Source organism: Pseudomonas synxantha BG33R, assembly GCF_000263715.2.
GTDB lineage: Bacteria > Pseudomonadota > Gammaproteobacteria > Pseudomonadales > Pseudomonadaceae > Aquipseudomonas > Aquipseudomonas synxantha_A.
In genome coordinates, this window is sequence record NZ_CM001514.1 from 6,142,736 (window position 1) to 6,162,549 (window position 19,814).

General features: G+C 63.6%; 14 protein-coding genes. 2 read left to right on the forward strand and 12 right to left on the reverse strand.

Annotated features, from left to right (window positions below; genetic code table 11):
- The first annotated feature begins 7 nt into the window (after nucleotides 1-7).
- Nucleotides 8-2,083 (forward strand): ATP-dependent DNA helicase RecG, encoded by a 2,076-nt coding sequence (gene recG, locus PSEBG33_RS00635; protein WP_005792495.1) that lies wholly within the window; start codon nucleotides 8-10, stop codon nucleotides 2,081-2,083.
- A gap of 77 nt (nucleotides 2,084-2,160) precedes the next feature.
- A complete protein-coding gene (locus PSEBG33_RS00630; RefSeq protein WP_005792496.1) occupies nucleotides 2,161-3,561 on the forward strand; it encodes an aminoacyl-tRNA deacylase and HDOD domain-containing protein in 1,401 nt (466 codons plus the stop codon).
- A gap of 132 nt (nucleotides 3,562-3,693) precedes the next feature.
- Here the strand turns inward: PSEBG33_RS00630 and PSEBG33_RS00625 are convergent, their stop codons facing one another.
- From PSEBG33_RS00625 to tssJ, 12 genes are all read right to left on the reverse strand, one after another.
- The gene (locus PSEBG33_RS00625; protein ID WP_032803751.1) at nucleotides 3,694-4,068 is read right to left on the reverse strand and encodes a hypothetical protein; all 375 of its coding nucleotides are present in this window, start codon (nucleotides 4,066-4,068) and stop codon (nucleotides 3,694-3,696) included.
- A gap of 124 nt (nucleotides 4,069-4,192) precedes the next feature.
- On the reverse strand, nucleotides 4,193-5,119 hold the full coding sequence (gene tagQ, locus PSEBG33_RS00620; protein WP_005792498.1) for a type VI secretion system-associated lipoprotein TagQ: 927 nt from the start codon (nucleotides 5,117-5,119) through the stop codon (nucleotides 4,193-4,195).
- A gap of 84 nt (nucleotides 5,120-5,203) precedes the next feature.
- The gene (locus PSEBG33_RS00615) at nucleotides 5,204-6,916 is read right to left on the reverse strand and encodes a formylglycine-generating enzyme family protein (RefSeq protein ID WP_005792499.1); all 1,713 of its coding nucleotides are present in this window, start codon (nucleotides 6,914-6,916) and stop codon (nucleotides 5,204-5,206) included.
- Nucleotides 6,909-8,093 carry a hypothetical protein gene (locus tag PSEBG33_RS00610; protein WP_005792500.1) on the reverse strand — a complete coding sequence of 395 codons (1,185 nt, stop codon included), beginning with the start codon at nucleotides 8,091-8,093 and terminating at the stop codon, nucleotides 6,909-6,911. The genes PSEBG33_RS00615 and PSEBG33_RS00610 overlap by 8 nt, the downstream gene beginning before the upstream one ends.
- Nucleotides 8,093-8,797 carry an ABC transporter ATP-binding protein gene (locus PSEBG33_RS00605; protein ID WP_005792501.1) on the reverse strand — a complete coding sequence of 235 codons (705 nt, stop codon included), beginning with the start codon at nucleotides 8,795-8,797 and terminating at the stop codon, nucleotides 8,093-8,095. Before PSEBG33_RS00605 ends, PSEBG33_RS00610 begins: the two co-directional genes overlap by 1 nt.
- Nucleotides 8,797-11,775 carry a serine/threonine-protein kinase gene (locus PSEBG33_RS00600; protein ID WP_005792502.1) on the reverse strand — a complete coding sequence of 993 codons (2,979 nt, stop codon included), beginning with the start codon at nucleotides 11,773-11,775 and terminating at the stop codon, nucleotides 8,797-8,799. Before PSEBG33_RS00600 ends, PSEBG33_RS00605 begins: the two co-directional genes overlap by 1 nt.
- Entirely contained in the window at nucleotides 11,772-12,491 is a 720-nt protein-coding gene (locus PSEBG33_RS00595) for a PP2C family protein-serine/threonine phosphatase (RefSeq protein ID WP_005792503.1), read from the reverse strand. Before PSEBG33_RS00595 ends, PSEBG33_RS00600 begins: the two co-directional genes overlap by 4 nt.
- Nucleotides 12,492-13,145, reverse strand: coding sequence for a type VI secretion system-associated protein TagF (tagF, locus tag PSEBG33_RS00590; protein ID WP_005792504.1), 654 nt, complete (start codon nucleotides 13,143-13,145; stop codon nucleotides 12,492-12,494).
- Nucleotides 13,142-16,642, reverse strand: a complete 3,501-nt coding sequence (tssM, locus tag PSEBG33_RS00585; protein ID WP_005792505.1) for a type VI secretion system membrane subunit TssM — start codon at nucleotides 16,640-16,642, stop codon at nucleotides 13,142-13,144. The genes tagF and tssM overlap by 4 nt, the downstream gene beginning before the upstream one ends.
- Nucleotides 16,639-17,928: a DotU family type VI secretion system protein gene (locus tag PSEBG33_RS00580; RefSeq protein WP_005792506.1), complete on the reverse strand. Its 1,290-nt coding sequence runs from the start codon at nucleotides 17,926-17,928 to the stop codon at nucleotides 16,639-16,641. Before PSEBG33_RS00580 ends, tssM begins: the two co-directional genes overlap by 4 nt.
- 6 nt (nucleotides 17,929-17,934) lie before the next feature.
- On the reverse strand, nucleotides 17,935-19,269 hold the full coding sequence (gene tssK, locus PSEBG33_RS00575) for a type VI secretion system baseplate subunit TssK (protein WP_005792507.1): 1,335 nt from the start codon (nucleotides 19,267-19,269) through the stop codon (nucleotides 17,935-17,937).
- Nucleotides 19,270-19,287: 18 nt separating this feature from the next.
- Nucleotides 19,288-19,797 carry a type VI secretion system lipoprotein TssJ gene (gene tssJ, locus PSEBG33_RS00570; protein ID WP_005792508.1) on the reverse strand — a complete coding sequence of 170 codons (510 nt, stop codon included), beginning with the start codon at nucleotides 19,795-19,797 and terminating at the stop codon, nucleotides 19,288-19,290.
- Between the last annotated feature and the right edge of the window lie 17 nt (nucleotides 19,798-19,814).

A 19,814-nucleotide genomic window follows, 5' to 3' on the forward strand; every position in this document is an offset into this window, starting at 1 on the left:
CAACCGTATGACTGAGCTGTCGCAGGTGTCGGTGACGGCACTCAAGGGTGTCGGTGACGCCATGGCCGAGAAGTTGGCCAAGGTCGGCCTGGAAAACCTCCAGGACGTGCTGTTCCACTTGCCCCTGCGTTATCAGGACCGCACCCGCGTCGTGCCCATCGGCCATTTGCGCCCAGGCCAGGATGCGGTGGTCGAAGGCACTGTCAGCGGCGCTGACGTGGTGATGGGCAAGCGCCGCAGCCTGGTGGTGCGCCTGCAGGATGGTACTGGCGGCTTGAGCCTGCGCTTCTACCATTTCAGCAACGCGCAGAAAGAAGGCCTCAAGCGTGGCACCCGTGTGCGCTGCTACGGCGAGGCACGTCCCGGTGCATCGGGCCTGGAGATCTATCACCCGGAATACCGCGCCATCACCGGCGACGAACCGCCACCGGTGGACACCACCCTCACGCCAATCTACCCGCTGACCGAGGGCCTGACCCAGCAACGCCTGCGCCAACTGTGCATGCAGACCCTGACCCTGCTCGGCCCGCAAAGCTTGCCCGACTGGCTGCCGTTGGAGCTGGCGCGTGACTATCAACTGGCGCCCCTGGCCGATGCGATTCGCTATCTTCATAACCCGCCGGCAGATGCCGACGTGGACGAACTCGCCCTCGGCCATCACTGGGCCCAGCATCGCCTGGCCTTCGAAGAGCTGTTGACCCACCAACTGTCCCAGCAGCGCCTGCGTGAAAGCATGCGTTCCCTGCGTGCGCCGGCGATGCCCAAGGCTACGCGGCTGCCCGCGCAATACCTGGCCAACCTCGGCTTTGCGCCGACCGGAGCACAGCAGCGCGTGGGCAATGAGATCGCCTACGACCTCAGCCAGCAAGAACCCATGCTGCGCCTGATCCAGGGCGACGTGGGCGCAGGCAAAACCGTGGTCGCCGCCCTCGCCGCCTTGCAAGCACTAGAGGCGGGTTACCAAGTCGCGCTGATGGCGCCGACAGAAATTCTCGCCGAACAACACTTCATCACCTTCAAGCGCTGGCTCGAGCCGCTGGGCCTGGAAGTGGCGTGGCTGGCCGGCAAGCTCAAAGGCAAGAACCGTGCGAACGCCCTGGAGCAAATCGCTGCCGGCGCGCCGATGGTGGTAGGCACCCATGCGCTGTTCCAGGACGAAGTGCAGTTCAAGAACCTCGCGCTGGTGATCATCGACGAGCAGCATCGCTTCGGCGTGCAACAGCGTCTGGCCCTGCGCCAGAAAGGCGTGGGCGGGCGCATGAATCCGCACCAGTTGATCATGACCGCCACCCCGATCCCGCGCACCCTGGCCATGAGCGCCTACGCCGACCTCGACACCTCGATCCTCGATGAACTGCCGCCCGGGCGTACGCCGGTCAACACCGTGCTGGTCACCGACACCCGGCGCGTCGAAGTGATCGAGCGCGTACGCGGCGCCTGCGCCGAAGGCCGCCAGGCGTACTGGGTCTGTACCTTGATTGAAGAGTCCGAAGAGCTGACCTGCCAGGCCGCCGAAACCACTTACGAAGACCTCACCAGCGCCCTGGGCGAACTCAAGGTCGGACTGATCCATGGCCGCATGAAACCGGCAGAGAAAGCCGCAGTGATGGCCGAGTTCAAGGCCGGTAACCTGCAATTGCTGGTGGCTACCACGGTGATCGAAGTGGGCGTAGACGTGCCCAACGCCAGCCTGATGATCATTGAAAACCCCGAGCGCCTTGGCCTGGCGCAACTGCACCAATTGCGCGGCCGCGTCGGCCGGGGCAGCGCTGCCAGCCATTGCGTGCTGTTGTATCACCCGCCGCTGTCGCAGATCGGCCGCCAGCGCCTGGGCATCATGCGCGAAACCAACGACGGGTTTGTCATCGCCGAAAAAGACCTCGAACTGCGCGGCCCGGGTGAAATGCTCGGCACGCGCCAGACCGGTCTGCTGCAATTCAAGGTCGCTGACCTGATGCGTGACGCCGACTTGTTGCCTGCTGTGCGCGACGCCGCACAAGCCTTGTTGGAACGCTGGCCCGAACATGTCAGCCCGCTGCTGGATCGCTGGCTGCGGCACGGGCAGCAATACGGCCAAGTGTGACGCCCGACGCACTTATCCGACCATCACCCGTATCAAGCTGGTTATACTCCAATGACTGTAAGAAATTGGATCAGGCCATGTCAGAAGTTGCCCTCGCCACAGCCCCACTGACCGCCCCGCCGGTCATTCGGGCGCTGCTCGCAAAGCTCGCCGTCCCCTACACGGAAGTCGCCGAACACGCGGGCCTGAACCCTGCGCGAAAGGTCCAGGCGGTGCTGCTTGAGGATGCGGTCGGCGCACTCATGGTGCTGTTCCCACAAAGCCAGTTGCTTGACCTCAACCGCCTCACCGAACTCACTGGTCGCCGCCTTACGGCCGTAGCCCCGGAGCGCGTCGAGCGTATGCTTGGCAAGCATGACCTGAGCCTGCTGCCCGGGCTGCCGCCGCTCACCAGTTCACCGTGCCTGTATGAAGGCAGCCTGCTCAACGAACCGAGCCTGCTGGTGCATTCGGGCGAAGCCGGGCTGTTGCTGGAAATCCCCAGTGACGCCTTCAAGAGCCTGCTCACCAAGGCCAGTGCCGCCCAGTTCGGCGAGCCATTGAGCAACATTCGCCCGAACCTGGACCGCCCCAATGATGACCGCGAGGAAATCACCCAGGCGATGCAGGCGTTCACCGCCCGCCGCATTCAGCAACGCCTGGAAGCGACCATCGAGATTCCACCGCTGGCCGACACGGCGCAGAAGATCATCAAGCTGCGCGTCGATCCCAACGCCACCATCGATGACATCACCGGCGTGGTGGAAACCGACCCGGCGCTGGCCGCCCAAGTGGTGAGCTGGGCCGCGTCGCCCTACTACGCCTCGCCGGGCAAGATCCGTTCAGTCGAAGACGCCATCGTGCGCGTACTGGGCTTCGATCTGGTGATCAACCTGGCGCTGGGCCTGGCACTGGGTAAAACCCTGAGCCTGCCCAAAGACCGTCCGCATCAGTCAACTCCGTACTGGCATCAGTCGATCTACACCGCTGCTGTGATCGAGGGACTGACCCGCGCCATGCCCCGCGCCCAGCGCCCGGAAGCCGGCCTGACCTACCTGGCCGGGCTGTTGCACAACTTCGGCTACCTGCTGCTGGCCCATGTGTTCCCACCGCATTTCTCGCTGATCTGCCGACACCTGGAGGTCAACCCGCACCTGTGCCACAGCTATGTCGAGCAACATTTGCTGGGGATCAGCCGCGAGCAGATTGGTGCGTGGCTGATGCGCTACTGGGACATGCCGGATGAACTGTCCACGGCCCTGCGCTTTCAGCACGATCCGACCTATGACGGTCAATATGCCGAGTATCCGAACTTGGTGTGTCTGGCGGTGCGATTGTTGCGTAGCCGGGGGATTGGATCGGGGCCAGATGAGGCGATTCCGGATGCGTTGCTGGAGCGTTTGGGCTTGAGCCGGGAAAAAGCTGAGGAAGTGGTCGCCAAGGTGTTGGATGCCGAGGTGCTGTTGCGCGAGTTGGCATCGCAGTTCAGCCAGGGCTAAATCTTTCACCTGATAAACCGCTATCGCAGGCAAGCCAGCTCCCACAGTTGACCGAGTTCCAGCGTTGGAACGCAGCCAGACTGTGGGAGCTGGCTTGCCTGCGATGAATCCAACTCGGTATACCTGAAAACCCTACTTCTTTTTCTTCGGCTTCAAATACTTGGTCAACCCCTGAAACCAGATCACCAACGCCGGGTTGCCCTTGATCTGGATCGACTTGTCCTGAATCCCCGTCATGAACGCCAGTTGCTTGTTCTTCGCCTGCATCGTGGCAAAACCGTAGGCGGCATCTTTGAAGGCAATCGCAAAGGCAGGCTCAGGGTGAACACCTGAACGGCTGGTGATGCGCTGGTCTTTGACAATGAAGTGACGGGCAACCTTGCCGTCGAGGGTCTGCAGCTGGAAGGCCAGGTCTTTGTCACCCAGTTGCTGCTGGAAGGCGGGATTGGTGCGGCTGGCTTTGCCCATCATCAGGCCAAGCACCCACAGGAGAAGACGAAATTTCATGCACACGGCCTCGGTGTATTTATTGGAGTGGCCGCAGCAGTGTAACGATTTGCAAATAGAACGCCACCGATCTTGCGCTTTAGGCACAGATCGGCTGGCGTTTAACGCTTATAGCAACAAGTACTTAGACGTTAGGGCAAGGTACCGGCGCCCAGTCAACCAGGTTCGGGTTGGTGCAGTTGAGCTTGAGCTGCGAATCACCTGCGTTGGCTACCTGCTTGCTTTCAGCTTGCTTGGCCTGGGCCGTTTGCAAGGTCTTCTCGGTGGTGACCGCTTCTTTCGGCACGGTTGGCAGCACCGGCTTTTTCGGTGGCTTGGTGCCCGCGCCTTTCTTCTTGGTCGGCGTCACGACAGGCGCCACTTCGGCCTGTGCCACGGTAACTACGTCGGCACGCTGCACACCGACTTGTTGCAGGTCTTTTTCGTAAGCCTGGGTGTAGTTGTTCAGGTCTTCGCCGGCTTTGCCGTTGACTGCGACGATCAGGTCATTGGATTCCTTGAGGCCCGCAACGATTTCCGCCAGGCGCTTGCGGCCTTCGGTATCGTTGACGGTCTTGGCCTTGCGGTCGGCCACAAGCTTGGTGAACGCACTCTGGTAGCACTGCTGCGACGCCTTGGCGTAGGCGGTGCTGCGGTCGATGTCGGAGACGCTTTTATTCACGTCAGCGGCATAGGAGGCGATGCGCTGGTTGTCATCGGCGATCTGCTTCTGACGTTCGGTGTAGTAACCCGCCGCGCCGCCGGCCAGGGCGCCACCGGCAGCACCGATGGCGGCATTACGGCCACGTTTTTCCTTGTCGCCGGTCAGGGCACCCAACAACGCACCGCCAGCCGCGCCGATGGCGGCACCGGTCACCACCGACTTGGTCATGTTCGAATCGGTGGCACGCAGGTGCTGCACCGGCTCGTAGCAGTTGGGGTAGTACTCGACCTTGGTGCTCGACGCGACCTTGGACGCAGGCGACGTAGCGCAACCGGTCAACACGGTGCTGAAACCGGCCGCGATCAGCAGCAGGTGACGCTTGGAAACCGACTTACGGGAAAAAAGCATAGATGTGATCTCTGTTAAGTTTGACTTGCCCAGCACGGCCCACCGCCGCCTGAGTCCCTTCCAAGCTCGCTAGACAGCCAACGATCAAGACCGCTGACCGCTCGCTGCGAGCAATTCCTTCAAGATCGTTGCCGGGTCGGCCCGCTGTTGCTTGCGGTAGTTGCCGACATGGCGAACGAACAGTGTTGCGCGCGTCACCAGGCTCTTGCCGAGCACTGGCTTGCGATCCAACTCTTCCTTGACCCGTTGAAACTGCGCCTGGATCACCGCATCGGTGTAGCGCGTGCCGGTGGCCAGGTTGTCGATATAAATCGCCACCGCGCCGTCCAGAGCGCTGCGTCCATTGGCAATGGCGGTGGCGAACAGCTGCGCGCTGGCTTCGTCCTTGCTGTCCACGGCCTGCTGGCGACTCTTCTGCAGGTTGGCCAGGCGAATGTTGTAGTTGCTGATGGTCTCGGCCACCAACGCCGCCGACTGGATCAGGTTGCCCGCGGCCTCTTCGCGCTGCTGGGCGATCAGCGAAACGTTGCGCTTGAGCTCTTCGTTGACCAGGCCCAGCTCGGCTTGCAGCTTGGGGTCGACGCTGGCGGCGATGATGCTGTCCAGGCGCTTGGTCGGGTCCTGGGCGTCGTCGATGGCGTCAGTCAATGAGGCCAGGCGCCCTTCCTTCTGCCATTGGGCAAACAATTCCTTGTAACGCGAGCGCGGTGCCGACAGTGCGCCAATCGCCACGCGAAAGCCGGTGGTCTCGTTGCTTTGCTCAGTGCCATCGGCCGCAAACAATGGGTATTCGCGGCGCATACCGGTGAACAAGGTGCCCTCGCCTTCCAGGTAATTGCCGCCCTTGACCACAAAGCCGCCATAGGTGCCCTGGCGTCGGCCGGCATGTACCAGCTGGAACGATTCCTGGACCATTTCCGCAGCGTTGCCGATCACGTCGAACAGGCCGATGGGGTTGGGCAATTTGGTGCCGATGGGCATCAGCCGTGCCGCCTGACCGGTGCCGCCAGCGACCTGGTTGAACACCGCGTAATCAGCCAGCGGGCCATCGCTTTCGCTGCCCTCGGCGCGCCGTGGATACAAGCGGCCTTCCAGGTCCTGGCGACTCACCGCCTGGCCGCCGCGTGCGGCGTACTCCCACTCAACCTCGGTAGGCAGGCGCACAAAGCCCAGGCCGCCGTCTTCGGCCGAGGCACCACGCCCGCTCACCGGCAACAACTCGCGGTGGTATTTCATCAGCCAGGCGCTGTACACCGCCGAAAAACGCTCGGCTTCAAAACGCGACAGCTTCACCTTGGGCAACCGCCCGGCCATGCCGGTGGGCGCGTCACACGCCGGTGCCGGTTCACCGCTGGCCAGGGATTGCGCCTGGCCCATCACCTGGGCGTATTGGCGTGCGGTCACTTCGTACTTGCCGATGAAGTACAGCATCGGCTTGAGTGGGGTCTTGGCGTCGGTCTTTGGCATCAGCGGCGCGATGACCTTGTTCCAGGCCTTGGGCAAGTCCTTGAGGGTGAACTGGCCGTTGATGAAGTCGCGGCGGTAACCGGAAATAAACGACTGCTGGTAACCGGCCTCGCCTTCGGCAAAGGGGTAGCCGAGGCTGACTTCGCGGTCATCCAGGGTGCCCTGGGCCAGCACGTAGGCGTAGCGGAACACCATGTTGCCTTCGCACGGCAGCGGCAGGCTCACGTCGTCCGGCAACGGTTTGGGATTGTCGAGCTTGTCGCTTGCCTCATCCGCCCAGGCCAGCGAGGCCAGGCTCAGCGCCACGCAGGCGCCCAGTAACTTATACATCTCTGATTCCTTCAGAAGCCTGGATACGCGCCACCCGCCACCCCCCACAGGCCGCCGCCACGGCGCTGACGCCGAGCACGGCAGCCAGGGCCAGGCCGTAGTGACGCGCCAACAGATGGCTGGCGTACTCGCCCGGCACCTGCACGAAGAGTTGATTCAAACCCGCTTCGGCCAGGCCATAAAGCCCGACACTGAGCAAGCCCGCAAAACCGGCGCTGTACAGCGCCTGCAACAGCACAAACAGCAACAGCGCGCCGGTGGAAAACCCAAGCAGGCGCAACACTGACAATTCCCGGCGCTTGCGCGCGACCGCCGCCAACGCGCCGGCAAAAATCGCCGCAAAGGCTCCGGCCAGGGCCAACCCGGCGATGATCCAGAACACAATCGACAGGTTGCGGCTCAACGACTGCACCTGGGCGATAGTGTGCGCCTGGGTCGACACCAGCAGGTTCTGCCCGGCGAAATACACCCGCAGCGGTTCCACATCACTGAGGCTGCGCGCATACAGGCGAAACGCCGGATAGATACGCTGTTCGCTCACGCCCGCCACCTCGCCGTCCCAATGCAACGCCGGCACCGCACGGCCATCGCGATAATCTTCCGCCGCTTCCAGCAGCGCTAAATCAGTCAACAGTCCATCACGGGCAAAGGCTTCCAACGGCAACACCGCCAGCACTTGCAACCGCGTGCGCTGGGCCTCGACGCGCCCCGCCACTTGCCGCGCAAAGCTGGTTTCCAGCCAGTCTCCGGGCCTTGCTGCAAGCTTTTCGGCAGCGGTATGGCTGAGCACAATCTGATCCAAACCGTGAGGCATCGGTAAGCCTGCCAACAACGGATCACCCGCTGCGGTTGGCAACATTTCCAGGGTCAGCGCGCCCACTTGGGCCGTTGCCGCAATCTGCCGTGTGCGCGGCAAAGCAAACGCCACATCGCTGCGCTGCCCCAACTGCTCGATAAACGCTGCGCTGAATCGGCCACCGCCTAACGGGATAATTTCACGGGTAGCCGGATCGGTCTCCAAGCGTTCGGTCAAACTGCTAACCAGTCCAAATTTCAGGCCGAATAACACCAGCAATGGCGCGATAACCGCTACCAGCGCCAGCACCGAACAGGCCGACAGCCAACCGTCGTTGCGATAGTCCTGCCAGGCGAGTGAGGCAAGCAGACCGATGCGCATCAGCACGCCTCCCCGAGGGTTGCGGTGACGCCGCCGTCAGCATCGCGACGGCAACCGATACGCCGCACCTGCAAGCCACTGGCGCGGGCCAGGGGTTCGTCATGGGTGGCGATCACACAGGCCGCCCGCTGTTCACGGGCCCGGGCCAGCAGCGCCTGCATCACCCGCTCGGCGTTGAACGGGTCGAGGGAAGCGGTCGGCTCATCCGCCAGCACCAGTTGCGGCGCATGGGCCAGGGCGCGGGCACAACTCACGCGCTGGCGCTGGCCCACCGACAACGCCGCCGGGCGCTTGGCCAACTGATCGCTGACCTGCAACTGCTCGGCCAGACGCGCCACGCTGCCGTCGTCCTTCAAGCCCAGCAATTGCCGGGACAACGTGATATTTCCGCGCACATCCAGAAATCCCAGCAGCCCACCGGTTTGCGGCACATAGCCCAAGTGCTGGCTGCGCAACGCGGCCAAGGCGGATTGCCGGTCGGCACGCCACAGCGCGCCGATGTCCTGCTGGTTGAACGCAAACTGCCCGACCTGATCCGGCGCCAACACCAGCGCCAGCAGATCCAGCAACGTGCTTTTGCCGCAACCACTGGGGCCGACAATCGCCAGTTGTTCGCCCGCTTGCAGGTGCAACGCCGGAATCACCAGGCTGTAGCGCTGGCTACCAACGCCCCGGCTCTTGTGCACTGCGCTCAGGTTCAACATTACGGCAGCGTCGACAGCGGCACGCGGTACAACGCATCACCCGGTTCGGCGTCGCCGAAACGGACCCAGTTGGCCACGTCGTTATGGAAGGTTTCATACAGGCGGATTTTCGAATCCAGCTCGTCGATAAAGTCTTCCTGCTCGGCCACGCTCAACGACAACCACAAATCCTGGGTCATGTTCAGCGACTTGCTGCGGTACGGCAGGCCCTCCAGGTATTCACCGAGCAGACCACCGTCGGCCAGGTTACCGCCCTTGCGCAGGGCTTGGGGGTCCCGGCTCATGTAGGCCGAGGCGCTGGCGATTTCCTGGAAGAAATCCTTGGGCGAGCTTTGGGTTTTGCGCGCCGCATCCACGATCAACTTCAGCGACTGTTGCAGGTCATTGAGTTGCAGCTTGGTCAGCATCACGCACACCTGGAACGCTGGCAGTGCCGGGTTGGTCAGGTCGCGGTCGGCGGTCCAGGCGCTGACCAGTTGCGGCGCCTGGCTGGCGGTTTTGCGCCCGAGGAAGTCCATGTGCATGGCATAACCGACCGCGGTGGATTTGTCCGCCAGACTTGGCGCCGAACCGAGCAGCGGCACCGGTTGCGGCGTGTTGTTGCGCACCTGATGCACCAGGTCGGCGAACACTGTACCGATCTCATCGACGCGCTCACCCAGCTTGCGCACATCGCCTCCCGGCACTGGCGTGTACAGGTCGCCGATCTGCGGGTTGGCGTCGGCGGTGAGGATGCGGTACTGGCTCTCGGCACCGGCGTGGGTTTTCTTGCCGACATCGGTGCGCAGGTGCAGCGCGTAGATCTTGATCTGCTTGCCGAGTGCGGCCTGTCGCACTTCGGCTTCGTTCATCTGGGTAGCGGCGAACGGGTCGTTCTTGCGCAGCGCACCCGCGTCGGTGACCAGCAGGATGATGCGCCCGCCATAGCCCGACCAGTCCATGCCATCCACCGCCTGCATCACCCCGGCAAACGCATCTTCGTTGAAGGAATGGCTGGAGACGGTTGAGGCTTTGACCTGGCGCGCCATATCGAGGAAGCGCTGCGGATCGCGCCCCTGGTCGAGGCTGATCAGGGTCTTGGCGACGTACTCAAGGCCAGGGGTTTTCTTGATGCTGCTGCGAAAGCCGACCAGGCCGAAGCTGACGCTGTCCAGTTCGCCGCGCTCGGCGATACGGGTTTGCAGCTCGTGTACCACGTCGCGGATCTGGTCGATGTAGGGCTGCATCGACACCGTGGTATCCACCACCAGCACCACGGCGGTGCGGAATGCATCGGCATTGGCGCTGAGCGTCGGGGTTGCCGGTGTGGCAGCCGCGCTGCGGCCTGGGTCGATGGAGGCCACGTTGAGCAACTGCACCGGCTGGCCGTTTTCGTCGAAGCTCTCTTTTGAGTCGAAAATCGGCAACAGGTAGAACTGGTTTTGCGGCACCGCGCTGGCTGTCGGCTCAAGGGCCAGGACTTGCTGGTTGTCCTCAGGGTTGTTCTGCGCCTTGGTCAGCACGCTTTTCGCGGCAGCAGGATCGGCCAACAGTTTCTCCACCTCGCCGGATTGGCGCAGGAACATCACGGGCGCACGCCCCGAGCGCTCGGTGAACTTGAGCACCAGGCTTTGTTTCCAGTCGCTGACCTGGGCGGCCGGCAACCAACCGTCGCTGCGCCCATCGGTGGCGGCGCCCACGCGTACCCACGGGCTGCCATCCACTTCCTTGCGCTGGTACACGTAGAGCACGGAAAACGCCGGCAACGCCTTACCCGGCGTGCTGCCCGCGTCTGCTGAAAGCTGGGCGCCGGGCTTGCTGAGTACGCGCTGGAACAGGGTCTTCTTGCCCGCCATCAGCAACGGGCGTTGACCGCCATCCACTGCAGCGACAGCCACCGGTGGCGTCACCGTGGGCACCACGGCGGCTGGCGGCTGAGCCGGTTCATCGCTGCCACTCAACCACCAGTAGCTGGCGCCACCAATGGCCAACGCGACGGCGACCGCCACGGCGGCCAAGGCCAATACCGGACCACGGTGCTGCTCGGAGGGGGCACTGTGCTGGGTCGGCGTTACCACCGGTTGGCGCACTATTGGCTGCGGCTGCGGTTTATCAGTCGGAATGTCGATGGTGACGGGGGTCATGCCTGCCAGATCAAAGCTCAATGGAATCGGCAGCGGCCGTACCAGCGTGGCGTCCGATTCATCCGCCGGCAGTTGATCCAGCGCCAACAACAACGCTGCCGCATCCGGATAACGCTGCGCCGGGTCTTTGGCCAACAACTTGCGCAGCACACCCTGGTAACGCCCGTGATGCACAGGCAATTCCGGCAACGGCTCAGTCAGGTGCGCCAGCGCAGTGGAAAGCGCATCGGTGCCGCTATAGGGCAGCTTGCCGACGAGGATTTCATACAGCACCACACCGAGTGCGTAGAGATCGGCGCGCCCGTCGATCTCCTGGCCCCGCGCCTGCTCGGGGCTCATGTAGCTGGGTGTACCCACGGCAAACCCGGCCTGGGTGAATTGGGTGCGGTCGTCCAGCGACTTGGCGATACCAAAGTCGGAAAGTACTGCGGTGCCATCGGCGCGGAACAGAATATTCGCCGGTTTGACGTCGCGGTGCACCAAGCCCTGGGCATGGGCATAACCCAGCGCCGAGGCGATCTGACGGATCAGCGTCACCCCCTGCTCCGGCGTCAGGCCGGCAGCGATGCGCTCCTTGAGCGTGCCGTTGGGCAGGTATTCCATGGCCATGTAATACAGCTCACCGACGTTGCCGATGTCATGGATAGTCACCGTGTGCGGGTGCGAAAGGCGCGCCAGGGTCTTGCCCTCACGCAGGAAGCGCTCGCAGAAACTCGGATCGGCCGCCAGCGCCGCGGCCATCACCTTCAACGCTACCTTGCGCTCCAGCGAACGCTGGGTCGCCAGGTACACGCTGGCCATGGCGCCTTCGCCGATCTCGCCTTCGATGTCATAACCTGGAATGACAATGTTCATGACGAAACCTTCACGACGAGGGTGGTGATGTTGTCCGGTGCGCCGCGATTGAGCCCCAGGTGCACCAGGCTGCGCACGATTTCATCCGGTGCGTCATGGCTGAGCACGTCGCGGATTTCGCGGTCTTCGACGGTCTTGTTCAGGCCGTCGCTGCACAACAGGTAGCTGTCGCCGGGAGCAATCAACAGTTCGACCGACGCCACGTCCAGTTGCGCTTCCACGCCGACAGCGCGGGTGACGATATTGGAGCGCGGATGAGTGCGGGCGTCAGCTTCGCTGAGCAAGCCGCTGTCTTGCAGGTCCTGCACGTAGCTGTGGTCGCGGGAGATGCTTTCCAGCACGCCGTCACGCAGGCGATACAAGCGACTGTCGCCGGCCCACAGGCACACACCGCGCAAGCCGCGGGCGGCGAATACCACCACCGTACTGCCCATCATGGTCACGCCACGGTTGGCGGTTTCTTCGCGTACAGCGGTGTTGATGCGCAGCAGGTCATTGCGCAGCGCCGCGGTGTATTCGTCGAGGGAGCGGCCCAGCGGCACATGGCGCAGGCTGTCGACGATCAAGCTGCTGACATAGTCCCCCGCGGCGTGCCCGCCCATGCCATCGGCCACCACCCACAGGCGGTTTTCCGGCAGGTCCAGAAAGGCATCTTCGTTGACTTGGCGAACCATGCCCACATGGCTTTTGCTCGCGGATTTGTACGTCGCGCCCATCTACACCACACCTTCTTGTCCGAGCAAAAACTGCGCAAAATCATCGGCGGCAGGCAAGCCCTGGCACCGTAATAAACCAGGTGAAATACGTTGCGAACCACGGCCCCACCACAGGCTCGCGCCCTCGCACGCCTGTTCGGCCAGTGCGGTCATGCGCTGATGGGGCACCGTAGCGGCCACGCGCTGCAGGCCGGCGAAACGGCTGTCGACCGCACGCGGCTCACTCGCCGGAAAGCCCAGGGCGTCGATCCCCGCGTTGAAGCTTTCGAAGGTAGCGCCACTGTCCAGGGTGCTGAGCAACAGCTCTTCGGCCTGCTCGAACCAGGTGTCCGGCCCGCCCACCAGGGAGGCGGGGTTGGTGTCGTGATCCAGCAAGGTGACCACGGCCAGCGGAAAATACCGCCCGACCCGATCAATGCTCGGCATCACCACGCCCGCCGCGGCATCGGGCCCGCATACGCCCGGCGCCAGTACAAAGCGCCACAACGGGCTGACCAGGTACACGTTGAGCCAGTCACCGCCCAGGCTGTTCTGGCTGGCGAGCAAACCCGCCGCCAGCCAGCTGTCCCACGGGCCGATAAAACTCTGGGGCAAGGCGCGGCTGACAAAATCCCCGCGACTGGCCAACTTGCCGTAGAAACCCACAGTCGTCATAGCCGCTCCGGCAGGCTGAAACCGCTGAGCACGCGGCTTCTGAACGGGTTGAAGGCACTGTTGGCGCGCAGCTCGTAGGCGATGCTCGCACCATCGACCCGCAGGCGCAGGTTGAAGCGGTCCGGCGAATTGCCCGCGGTGAGATCCGATTGCTCCAGCAGACGGAACCAGGCCCACGGGCCGTCCAGCGTGATACCGGAGCGACCACTGGCCGACGGCGGCATGATGGAAATACGCACCACGCCGATGCTGCCAGGGTTCGGCCATTGCATCGCCACCGGGCGGCTCGGGCCGTGGTCGTAGCTCAACTGCTGGCCATCCAGATCAAGCAGAAACTGGGTGATGGTCGGGTCCATCGACACCGGCTTGAGCTCGAAACGCACGATAGGCTGGGTGCCCCCGGACCTGAAGAACGCATCGCGAATTGTCGCCGCCCGCTGGAAGGTTTGCAGCACGCCCGGGGCAATCCCCAGCTTCTGCGCCGCGCCCGGTTGCCAGCGCCAGGTCTGTGCCGATGTATCCACATAGGGCTGCAAGTATTTGCGGAAGTAGTTATCCATCACCCCGCCCACGCCGAAGAACTGGCCGAAGTCATCCAGGGTGGCGTCCCGCGCACTGCCCGGCGACATCGGGTAGCGACCGGCCAACGACTGGCGATACACGTTGACCACTTCGCTGACCCAGGCCGCGTTCAGTTGGTTGCGTACCCCGCCCATCATGCTGTTGGTGGTGGAATTGACCACCGACTTGACCATGCCCTGCACCAGCGGCGGCTGCCGCTCGGCATTCAGGCTGACCCGCGTGGCCGCAGCCGCCGCCTGGTTCTTGGCCTCGCCGAGCAGTGCATCACCGCTGGCGCCGACCATGGCGCTGACCTGCACATACAGCGCATTCATGTCCGACAGCAGGCCGTCGATGGCCGCCGGTTCGCCTTCGTTTTTGCTGACGATGCTGTTGAGTTCGGCAAAGTGCGCGGTCACCGGATCCTCCGACGCTGCCGGGGCATTCGCCGTCGGTTGCTCCTGGCCAAGCAAGCTGCCAAGGCGCTCCTTGAGCTTGTCGACGCCACCTTCCACCGGTACACCCTTGGCCGCCAACTGGCGCTCTTCGGCTTGCAGGTCAGTTTCCCTGGCGACCGCCACCAGCAGCTTTTTCAGCGGCGAGGTCGGGCCGGAAATCACCCGCAGCACGTCGGCGGCCTGGGCCACGCTGGTGATCGGCACAAAGTCGATGTCGGCAAGCAGTGCATCCCACTGACGCTGGTAGTCCTGGAAGTACAAGCGACGCACATCCGCGGCCAGGCTCACCACGTTCTGCTGATCGGCCTGTTCGTGGCCCAGCACCCATTGTTCCTCGGCCAGGGTGCCGGTCTGGTTCAGGCTGCTCAGCAAGAACGCCTGACGATAGCCCTTGGCAGTGAAGAAGCCACTCAACGGCTCACCCAACGGCTTGCCGCTCTTGCGGCTGAACACCAGCGCGGCGTCACGCCCGGCGGCTTCGTTGAGGCGAAAGTCCGGGATGCCTTCGGGCAGTTTCTGGCGCTTGACCCGGTCATACACGCGCTGGGCCACCGGCAGTTGCTGCAACTGGCGTCGCAGGTCATCGATCAGGCGTGGGTCCAGGCGAGCGCTCGGCGGGTGCCGTTCGAACAGCGCCTGCAAGTGCCCGGCCAGCGCCTGACGCTGATCGGCCGGCAGGTCGCGGGGCAGGTTGCGGTCCCAGTCCAGGGCGATCCAGGCCTTGATAAAGTCCGGGTCGTAATGCTCGCTGTCGGCGAGCATCAGGTAGGCCTTGAGACCCTCGTAGAGGAAGTCGGAGTTACCGCCGCCGTGCAGTTGCTCTTCAATGCGCGTCACCAAACGTGGCGCGAACACGGCGATCAACAGCTTGCGGTAGACACTGGCGGATTCGGCTTCAAGCATATCGCCCTGATACAGCCCCAGCCCTTCGGACCAGCTCGGCGAATCCCCCGCGAGGTTCTTCACCGCGTTCAGCAGTGGTAGCACCGCGAGCACTTCGCGTTGTGCCGGGCTCAGGTTCTGCACGGTCTGGCCCAGGGGCGCAACTTTCTGATCGACCTGGGCGATATACGCCTGGTTGGCGCGATAACTCACCCACCACAGGCTGCTGACCACCACGACCAGCGCAACGGTGGCCGCCAGCACACCACGTGCAATCCACTTGCGGCGCCGTTCGACCTTTGGGTTCACACCCACCAAACCACGCTCGGCAAAGGCCACAGCGGTGAAGAGTTTTTCGATGAAGTAACTGCGCCCGGTGCCGCTCTGACGCGCCAGGTGCTGGCGGTCCAGGTTCATGCTCTGGGCCATGGCGCCGATCAGGCGGTCAATCGGGCTGCCTTCCTGGGTGCCGCTGGTGAAATACACACCACGCAGCAACACGCGCTCTTCAAAGGCGTTGGGCTTGAACACACCTTCAAGGAAGCTTTGCAGACAGTCCTTCAACGCGCCGAACTGCTGCGGGAAACCGTAGATCAGGTCGCGGCGCGCCGGGTCGCGTTCCTGTTGCAGGCGCTCGACCAGGCGTTCGTTGAGGCGCTGCTCCAGCCCGGCGAATTCGCTTTGCAGGTGCGCCAACGGGCTGTCGCTGTGCTTGCCGTCGTCCAGGGCGAAGGTCATGCCCCACACCTGGGCGCGCTCTTCCTTGCTCAGGTTGTCGAAGAACTCCATGAAGCCCGGCACCAGGTCGAGCTTGGTGAGCATCAGGTAGATGGGGAAACGCACGCCCAACTGGGTGTACAGCTCCTGGATACGCAGACGAATCGCGGCGGCATGGGCGGCGCGCTCGGCGTCTGTGCCCAGCAGCAAATCCGACAGGCTGATGGCGATAAACGCACCATCGATGGGTCGGCGCGAACGTTGCTTTTTCAGCAGGTCAAGAAAGCCCAGCCACGCGGCTTTATCCACCGTCGAGTTGCTGTCCTGGGTGGTGTAGCGGCCCGCGGTATCGAGCAAAACGGCCTGATCGGTAAACCACCAGTCGCAGTTACGCGTACCACCGACGCCGCGCACGGCACCGGCGCCCAACTGCGCCGCCAGCGGAAAATGCAGCCCGGAATTGACCAGTGCGGTGGTCTTGCCCGAACCCGGCGGGCCAATGATCACGTACCACGGCAGCTCGTAAAGGTTGCGGCGTTCGTCACCGCCGAGCTTGGCTTTTTTCAGCAGCGTCAGGGCTTCATCCATGCGCTGGCGCAAGGTCGACAACTCTTCGGCAGTGGCAACACTGTTGGGATCAGCAGGGGTTTCGGCGGCCAGGCTGCGCATCACCTCGGCGGCCTGGCGGCGGGCCTGGATGATACGGAACACGCGGTAGGCGAGCCACAGCGCAAATACCAGAATGATCAGCGCCCAACGTCGCCCCTCGGGCATCAACACGTCGAGCAACGGCCCGACAAACCAGATGATCAGGCTCAGGGCAATCAGGCCCAGAACGGGGATTACCCAGCGAATCATGAAACTGAAAAACGCCTTCACTCGACGCCCTCCGCCAGTACGGTGATTTCAACCCGACGATTGCGGGCACGGCCTTCGGCAGTCCCGTTGCTCGCCAGCGGCTCGGTGTCGCTACGGCCTTCGGCGCTGAAGCGATCAGCCTGGCCGGTCTTGGCCGCGAGGATCTCCAGTACCGACTTGGCCCGGGCTTCGGACAGCGCCCAGTTCGACGGGAAGCGCAGCGTGGCGATCGGGCGGTTGTCGCTATGGCCGGTGACACGCACCTGGCCCTTGACCTTGCGAATGGCATCAGCGATGCGCAGCATCAGCGGCTGGTAAGCATCGACAATGCTGGAGCTGGCGGAGGCGAACAGCTCATCGCCACGAATGGTCACCACCGAACGGTCAACCTTGTCTTCCACGGCCACGCGACCGGCCTTGATGTCTTCGGCCAGGAAGCCGGCCAGGCGCGGCCGCTCGATCACTTTTGGCTGCGCCACCGGACGGTCGATGGCCTGCACCGGGATCTCGCCCAGGGCATGGATATTCTTGAACACCGGCTCGGCGTCCGAGGCCAGTTTCATGCGCAGGCCAAACAACAACGCCAGCAATAGCGCTAGACCAATCGCCACAGCGATCCACGGCGGCATGAATTGCGCCAGGCGATCACGGGCCACGGTCACGCCGCGCCAGTGCGGCGACAGCTCACGCTCGTGTTCGCCACGGGCACTGCGAATCGCTGCGGCGGTGCGCTCGCGCAAGGCTTCCAATTGGCTGCGACCGTCGGTCATCACGCGGTAGCGGCCTTCGAAACCCAGGCACATGCACAGGTACAACAGCTCCAACAGGTACAGGCGTTCCCGTGGGCTTTGCAGGCAGTGGTCGAGCAACTGGAAGACCTTTTCACCGCCCCAGGCTTCGTTGTGCACGGTGATCAGCAGGCTTTGCTTGCCCCAATCACTGGTGCTGCCCCACGGCGTGCTCAACACCGCTTCATCCAGGGCGGTGCACAGCGCGTAACGGGCCAGCAGCACTTCGTTGCGCGCCACACCAGCCGCTTCGGCGCGTTCTTCGAACTGGCGCAGATAGGCCAACAACTGCGCCCGCAGGCTGGCTGGCGCCGGGTGGGCGATGGTGTTGCGCAGCCGCGTCAGCAACGCCAGTAAAGGGCCGGCGGCGCTTTCCAGCGGGTTCAGGCCGTGGCTCTTGCCAGTGAGGATCGGCGCAGCCGGCATCGACAGCGGCGCCGGTTCTGCGCGTGCAGGCTCCGGCGCTCGGCCACCCGGGCGCGGCATGAACTGGGTGCGGTCATCGTCATTGGGATGCATCGCGGATTATCCTCGGATCGCCCAGAAGGCCAGGTTCAAGCCCGGGAACTGCCCGGCGATGTGGAAGGCAAAGCCGCCGGAATTGCTCAACTGCTGCCAGTGCTCGCTGCCTCGGTCCAGCTCGTAGTAGGTACTACCGGCGTGGTACGGCAATTGGCGCGGCGCCACCGGTAACGGCAGCAAGCCAATGCCTGGCAGTTGCAGGTTGACCATGTCGCGAATGTGCTCCACCGAACCGACTTTGCTCTGCTGGCCGAAGCGTGCGCGCAGGGTTTCGCCGGGCACATCGGCACGCACCACGAGGATGAAACTGGCGTTGTCGAGCAGGGTTTTGTCGGCCAGCATCGCCACGTGGATACCGTAGGCCTTCTCCACAATCGGGATCGGCGTGGCCTTGCTGTCGATCAGCATCGACAGCGCTTCACGCAGGGCCGCCATCACCGGAGTGAAGCTCAGCGCCAGGTCATCGTGCTGGTATTGCGGGTATTCCTGAGGGCGGCGACCTGAAGTGGAGAAGGTCGAAAACTCACCGGCCAGGCTCACCAGTTCGCTGAAGAAGCGCTCCGGGTGCAGCGGGCTCAACTGGCTCAAATGCTGGATCAGCGGCTGGGCGCGATTGACCAGCTGCAGCAGCATGAAGTCGGCAATCTCCGAAGCGCCGCCAGCGCCGGAGGCCACCACGCGCCCCGCCAGGGCTTCGCCACGCTGGTGCAGCAGGCCGAGCAGTTCACTACGAAACGCAGTCAGCGGTTTGCTTGCGGTCACATTCAGCACCGGCGGGATGTAGGTGTCGTCGAGCACCAGCGCACGGTCGGCGCGTTTTTCCTTGATGCGTACCAGGCCAATCGCGGCATAGTCGCTGATGCCGTCCTGCGCCGTCAGCAGGCGCAATGCCCGCGATCCCACGGCCACCGGGGCGCGGTTTTCGAACGGCGCGTTGTCGTCACGCACTTCACGCACCTGGCTGACATAACGCGCAGCTTCCAGGGCTTCGCCTTCCTCAACCGTGTCACGCGCACCGGCACGCTTGAGCGGCAGGGCCAGGTACACCAAGCCGTCGCGCAGGTTGTCGTCGATACTCAACGGACTCGGCGCCAGGTCATCCTGGGGGATATTGAAGGGAGTGCCATCGGGCAACAGGCCGCGGGCCGATACGATCGCCAGCTTGCCCTGGGCCAGCAGGCCCTGGTCGATCAGCAACTCGGAAAAACCCCAGGCCCCTGCCGACAACGGACGGCTGCGCGCGTCGATCAGGTTTTCCAGGTAACGGTCATGCTGCTGGAAGTGCTGCGTTGCGATGAACATGCCTTCCGACCAGACCACGCGATTGTTCCAGGACATGGGGGCTCCGATTGCTTGTTATTGGGCTGGGCTGGAGGGGGAAACCACGACGTCGGCGCGCACGGCACGCACATCGAGGCTGATCTGGTATTCGCTGGATTGGCGCGGCGCTACGTTGATCACGGCGCGCCATTGCGCGCGGTCCAATTCGCGATAGCCCACCAGCACGCCGATCTGGCGCGTGGCCGGGTTGAGGTCACGCTGAATGCTCAGTTGCTGGCCGGGTTGCACCACCACTTCATCCTGGTCCAGCAGGTCGAGGCCGAGGGTGGATTGCGCACGGTCAGCCAGGGCGAAGTAATCGGAGCGGGAAAAGGTCGCGGCGTTTTTCAGTTCGAAAATACGCACCCGCACCGGCGCAGCCTGGCCATTGGCGCCGGGGTTAAGCCCGGCGATCGCGTGGAAATGCAACTCGACGGCGGCGCTGTTGGCTTGCGTGTCGGCAGCCGCTTCGGGTTTGGCCGCATCGTTTGCACACGCGGTCAGCAGCAGCGCGGTAGCAGCTGCGAGTAAAAACCTGGGAATCATCCTGCGTCCTCAATGAC

Bases quoted from the DNA above. Each gene is read 5' to 3' on its own strand.
- PSEBG33_RS00595 (WP_005792503.1), bottom strand. From the start codon at position 12,491: ATGGGCGCGACGTACAAATCCGCGAGCAAAAGCCATGTGGGCATGGTT.
- PSEBG33_RS00605 (WP_005792501.1), bottom strand. From the start codon at position 8,797: ATGTTGAACCTGAGCGCAGTGCACAAGAGCCGGGGCGTTGGTAGCCAG.
- tagQ (WP_005792498.1), bottom strand. From the start codon at position 5,119: ATGCTTTTTTCCCGTAAGTCGGTTTCCAAGCGTCACCTGCTGCTGATC.
- tagF (WP_005792504.1), bottom strand. From the start codon at position 13,145: ATGACGACTGTGGGTTTCTACGGCAAGTTGGCCAGTCGCGGGGATTTT.
- PSEBG33_RS00600 (WP_005792502.1), bottom strand. From the start codon at position 11,775: ATGAACATTGTCATTCCAGGTTATGACATCGAAGGCGAGATCGGCGAA.
- PSEBG33_RS00625 (WP_032803751.1), bottom strand. From the start codon at position 4,068: ATGAAATTTCGTCTTCTCCTGTGGGTGCTTGGCCTGATGATGGGCAAA.
- tssJ (WP_005792508.1), bottom strand. From the start codon at position 19,797: ATGATTCCCAGGTTTTTACTCGCAGCTGCTACCGCGCTGCTGCTGACC.
- tssK (WP_005792507.1), bottom strand. From the start codon at position 19,269: ATGTCCTGGAACAATCGCGTGGTCTGGTCGGAAGGCATGTTCATCGCA.
- PSEBG33_RS00630 (WP_005792496.1), top strand. From the start codon at position 2,161: ATGTCAGAAGTTGCCCTCGCCACAGCCCCACTGACCGCCCCGCCGGTC.
- PSEBG33_RS00610 (WP_005792500.1), bottom strand. From the start codon at position 8,093: ATGCGCATCGGTCTGCTTGCCTCACTCGCCTGGCAGGACTATCGCAAC.
- PSEBG33_RS00580 (WP_005792506.1), bottom strand. From the start codon at position 17,928: ATGCATCCCAATGACGATGACCGCACCCAGTTCATGCCGCGCCCGGGT.
- recG (WP_005792495.1), top strand. From the start codon at position 8: ATGACTGAGCTGTCGCAGGTGTCGGTGACGGCACTCAAGGGTGTCGGT.
- PSEBG33_RS00615 (WP_005792499.1), bottom strand. From the start codon at position 6,916: ATGTATAAGTTACTGGGCGCCTGCGTGGCGCTGAGCCTGGCCTCGCTG.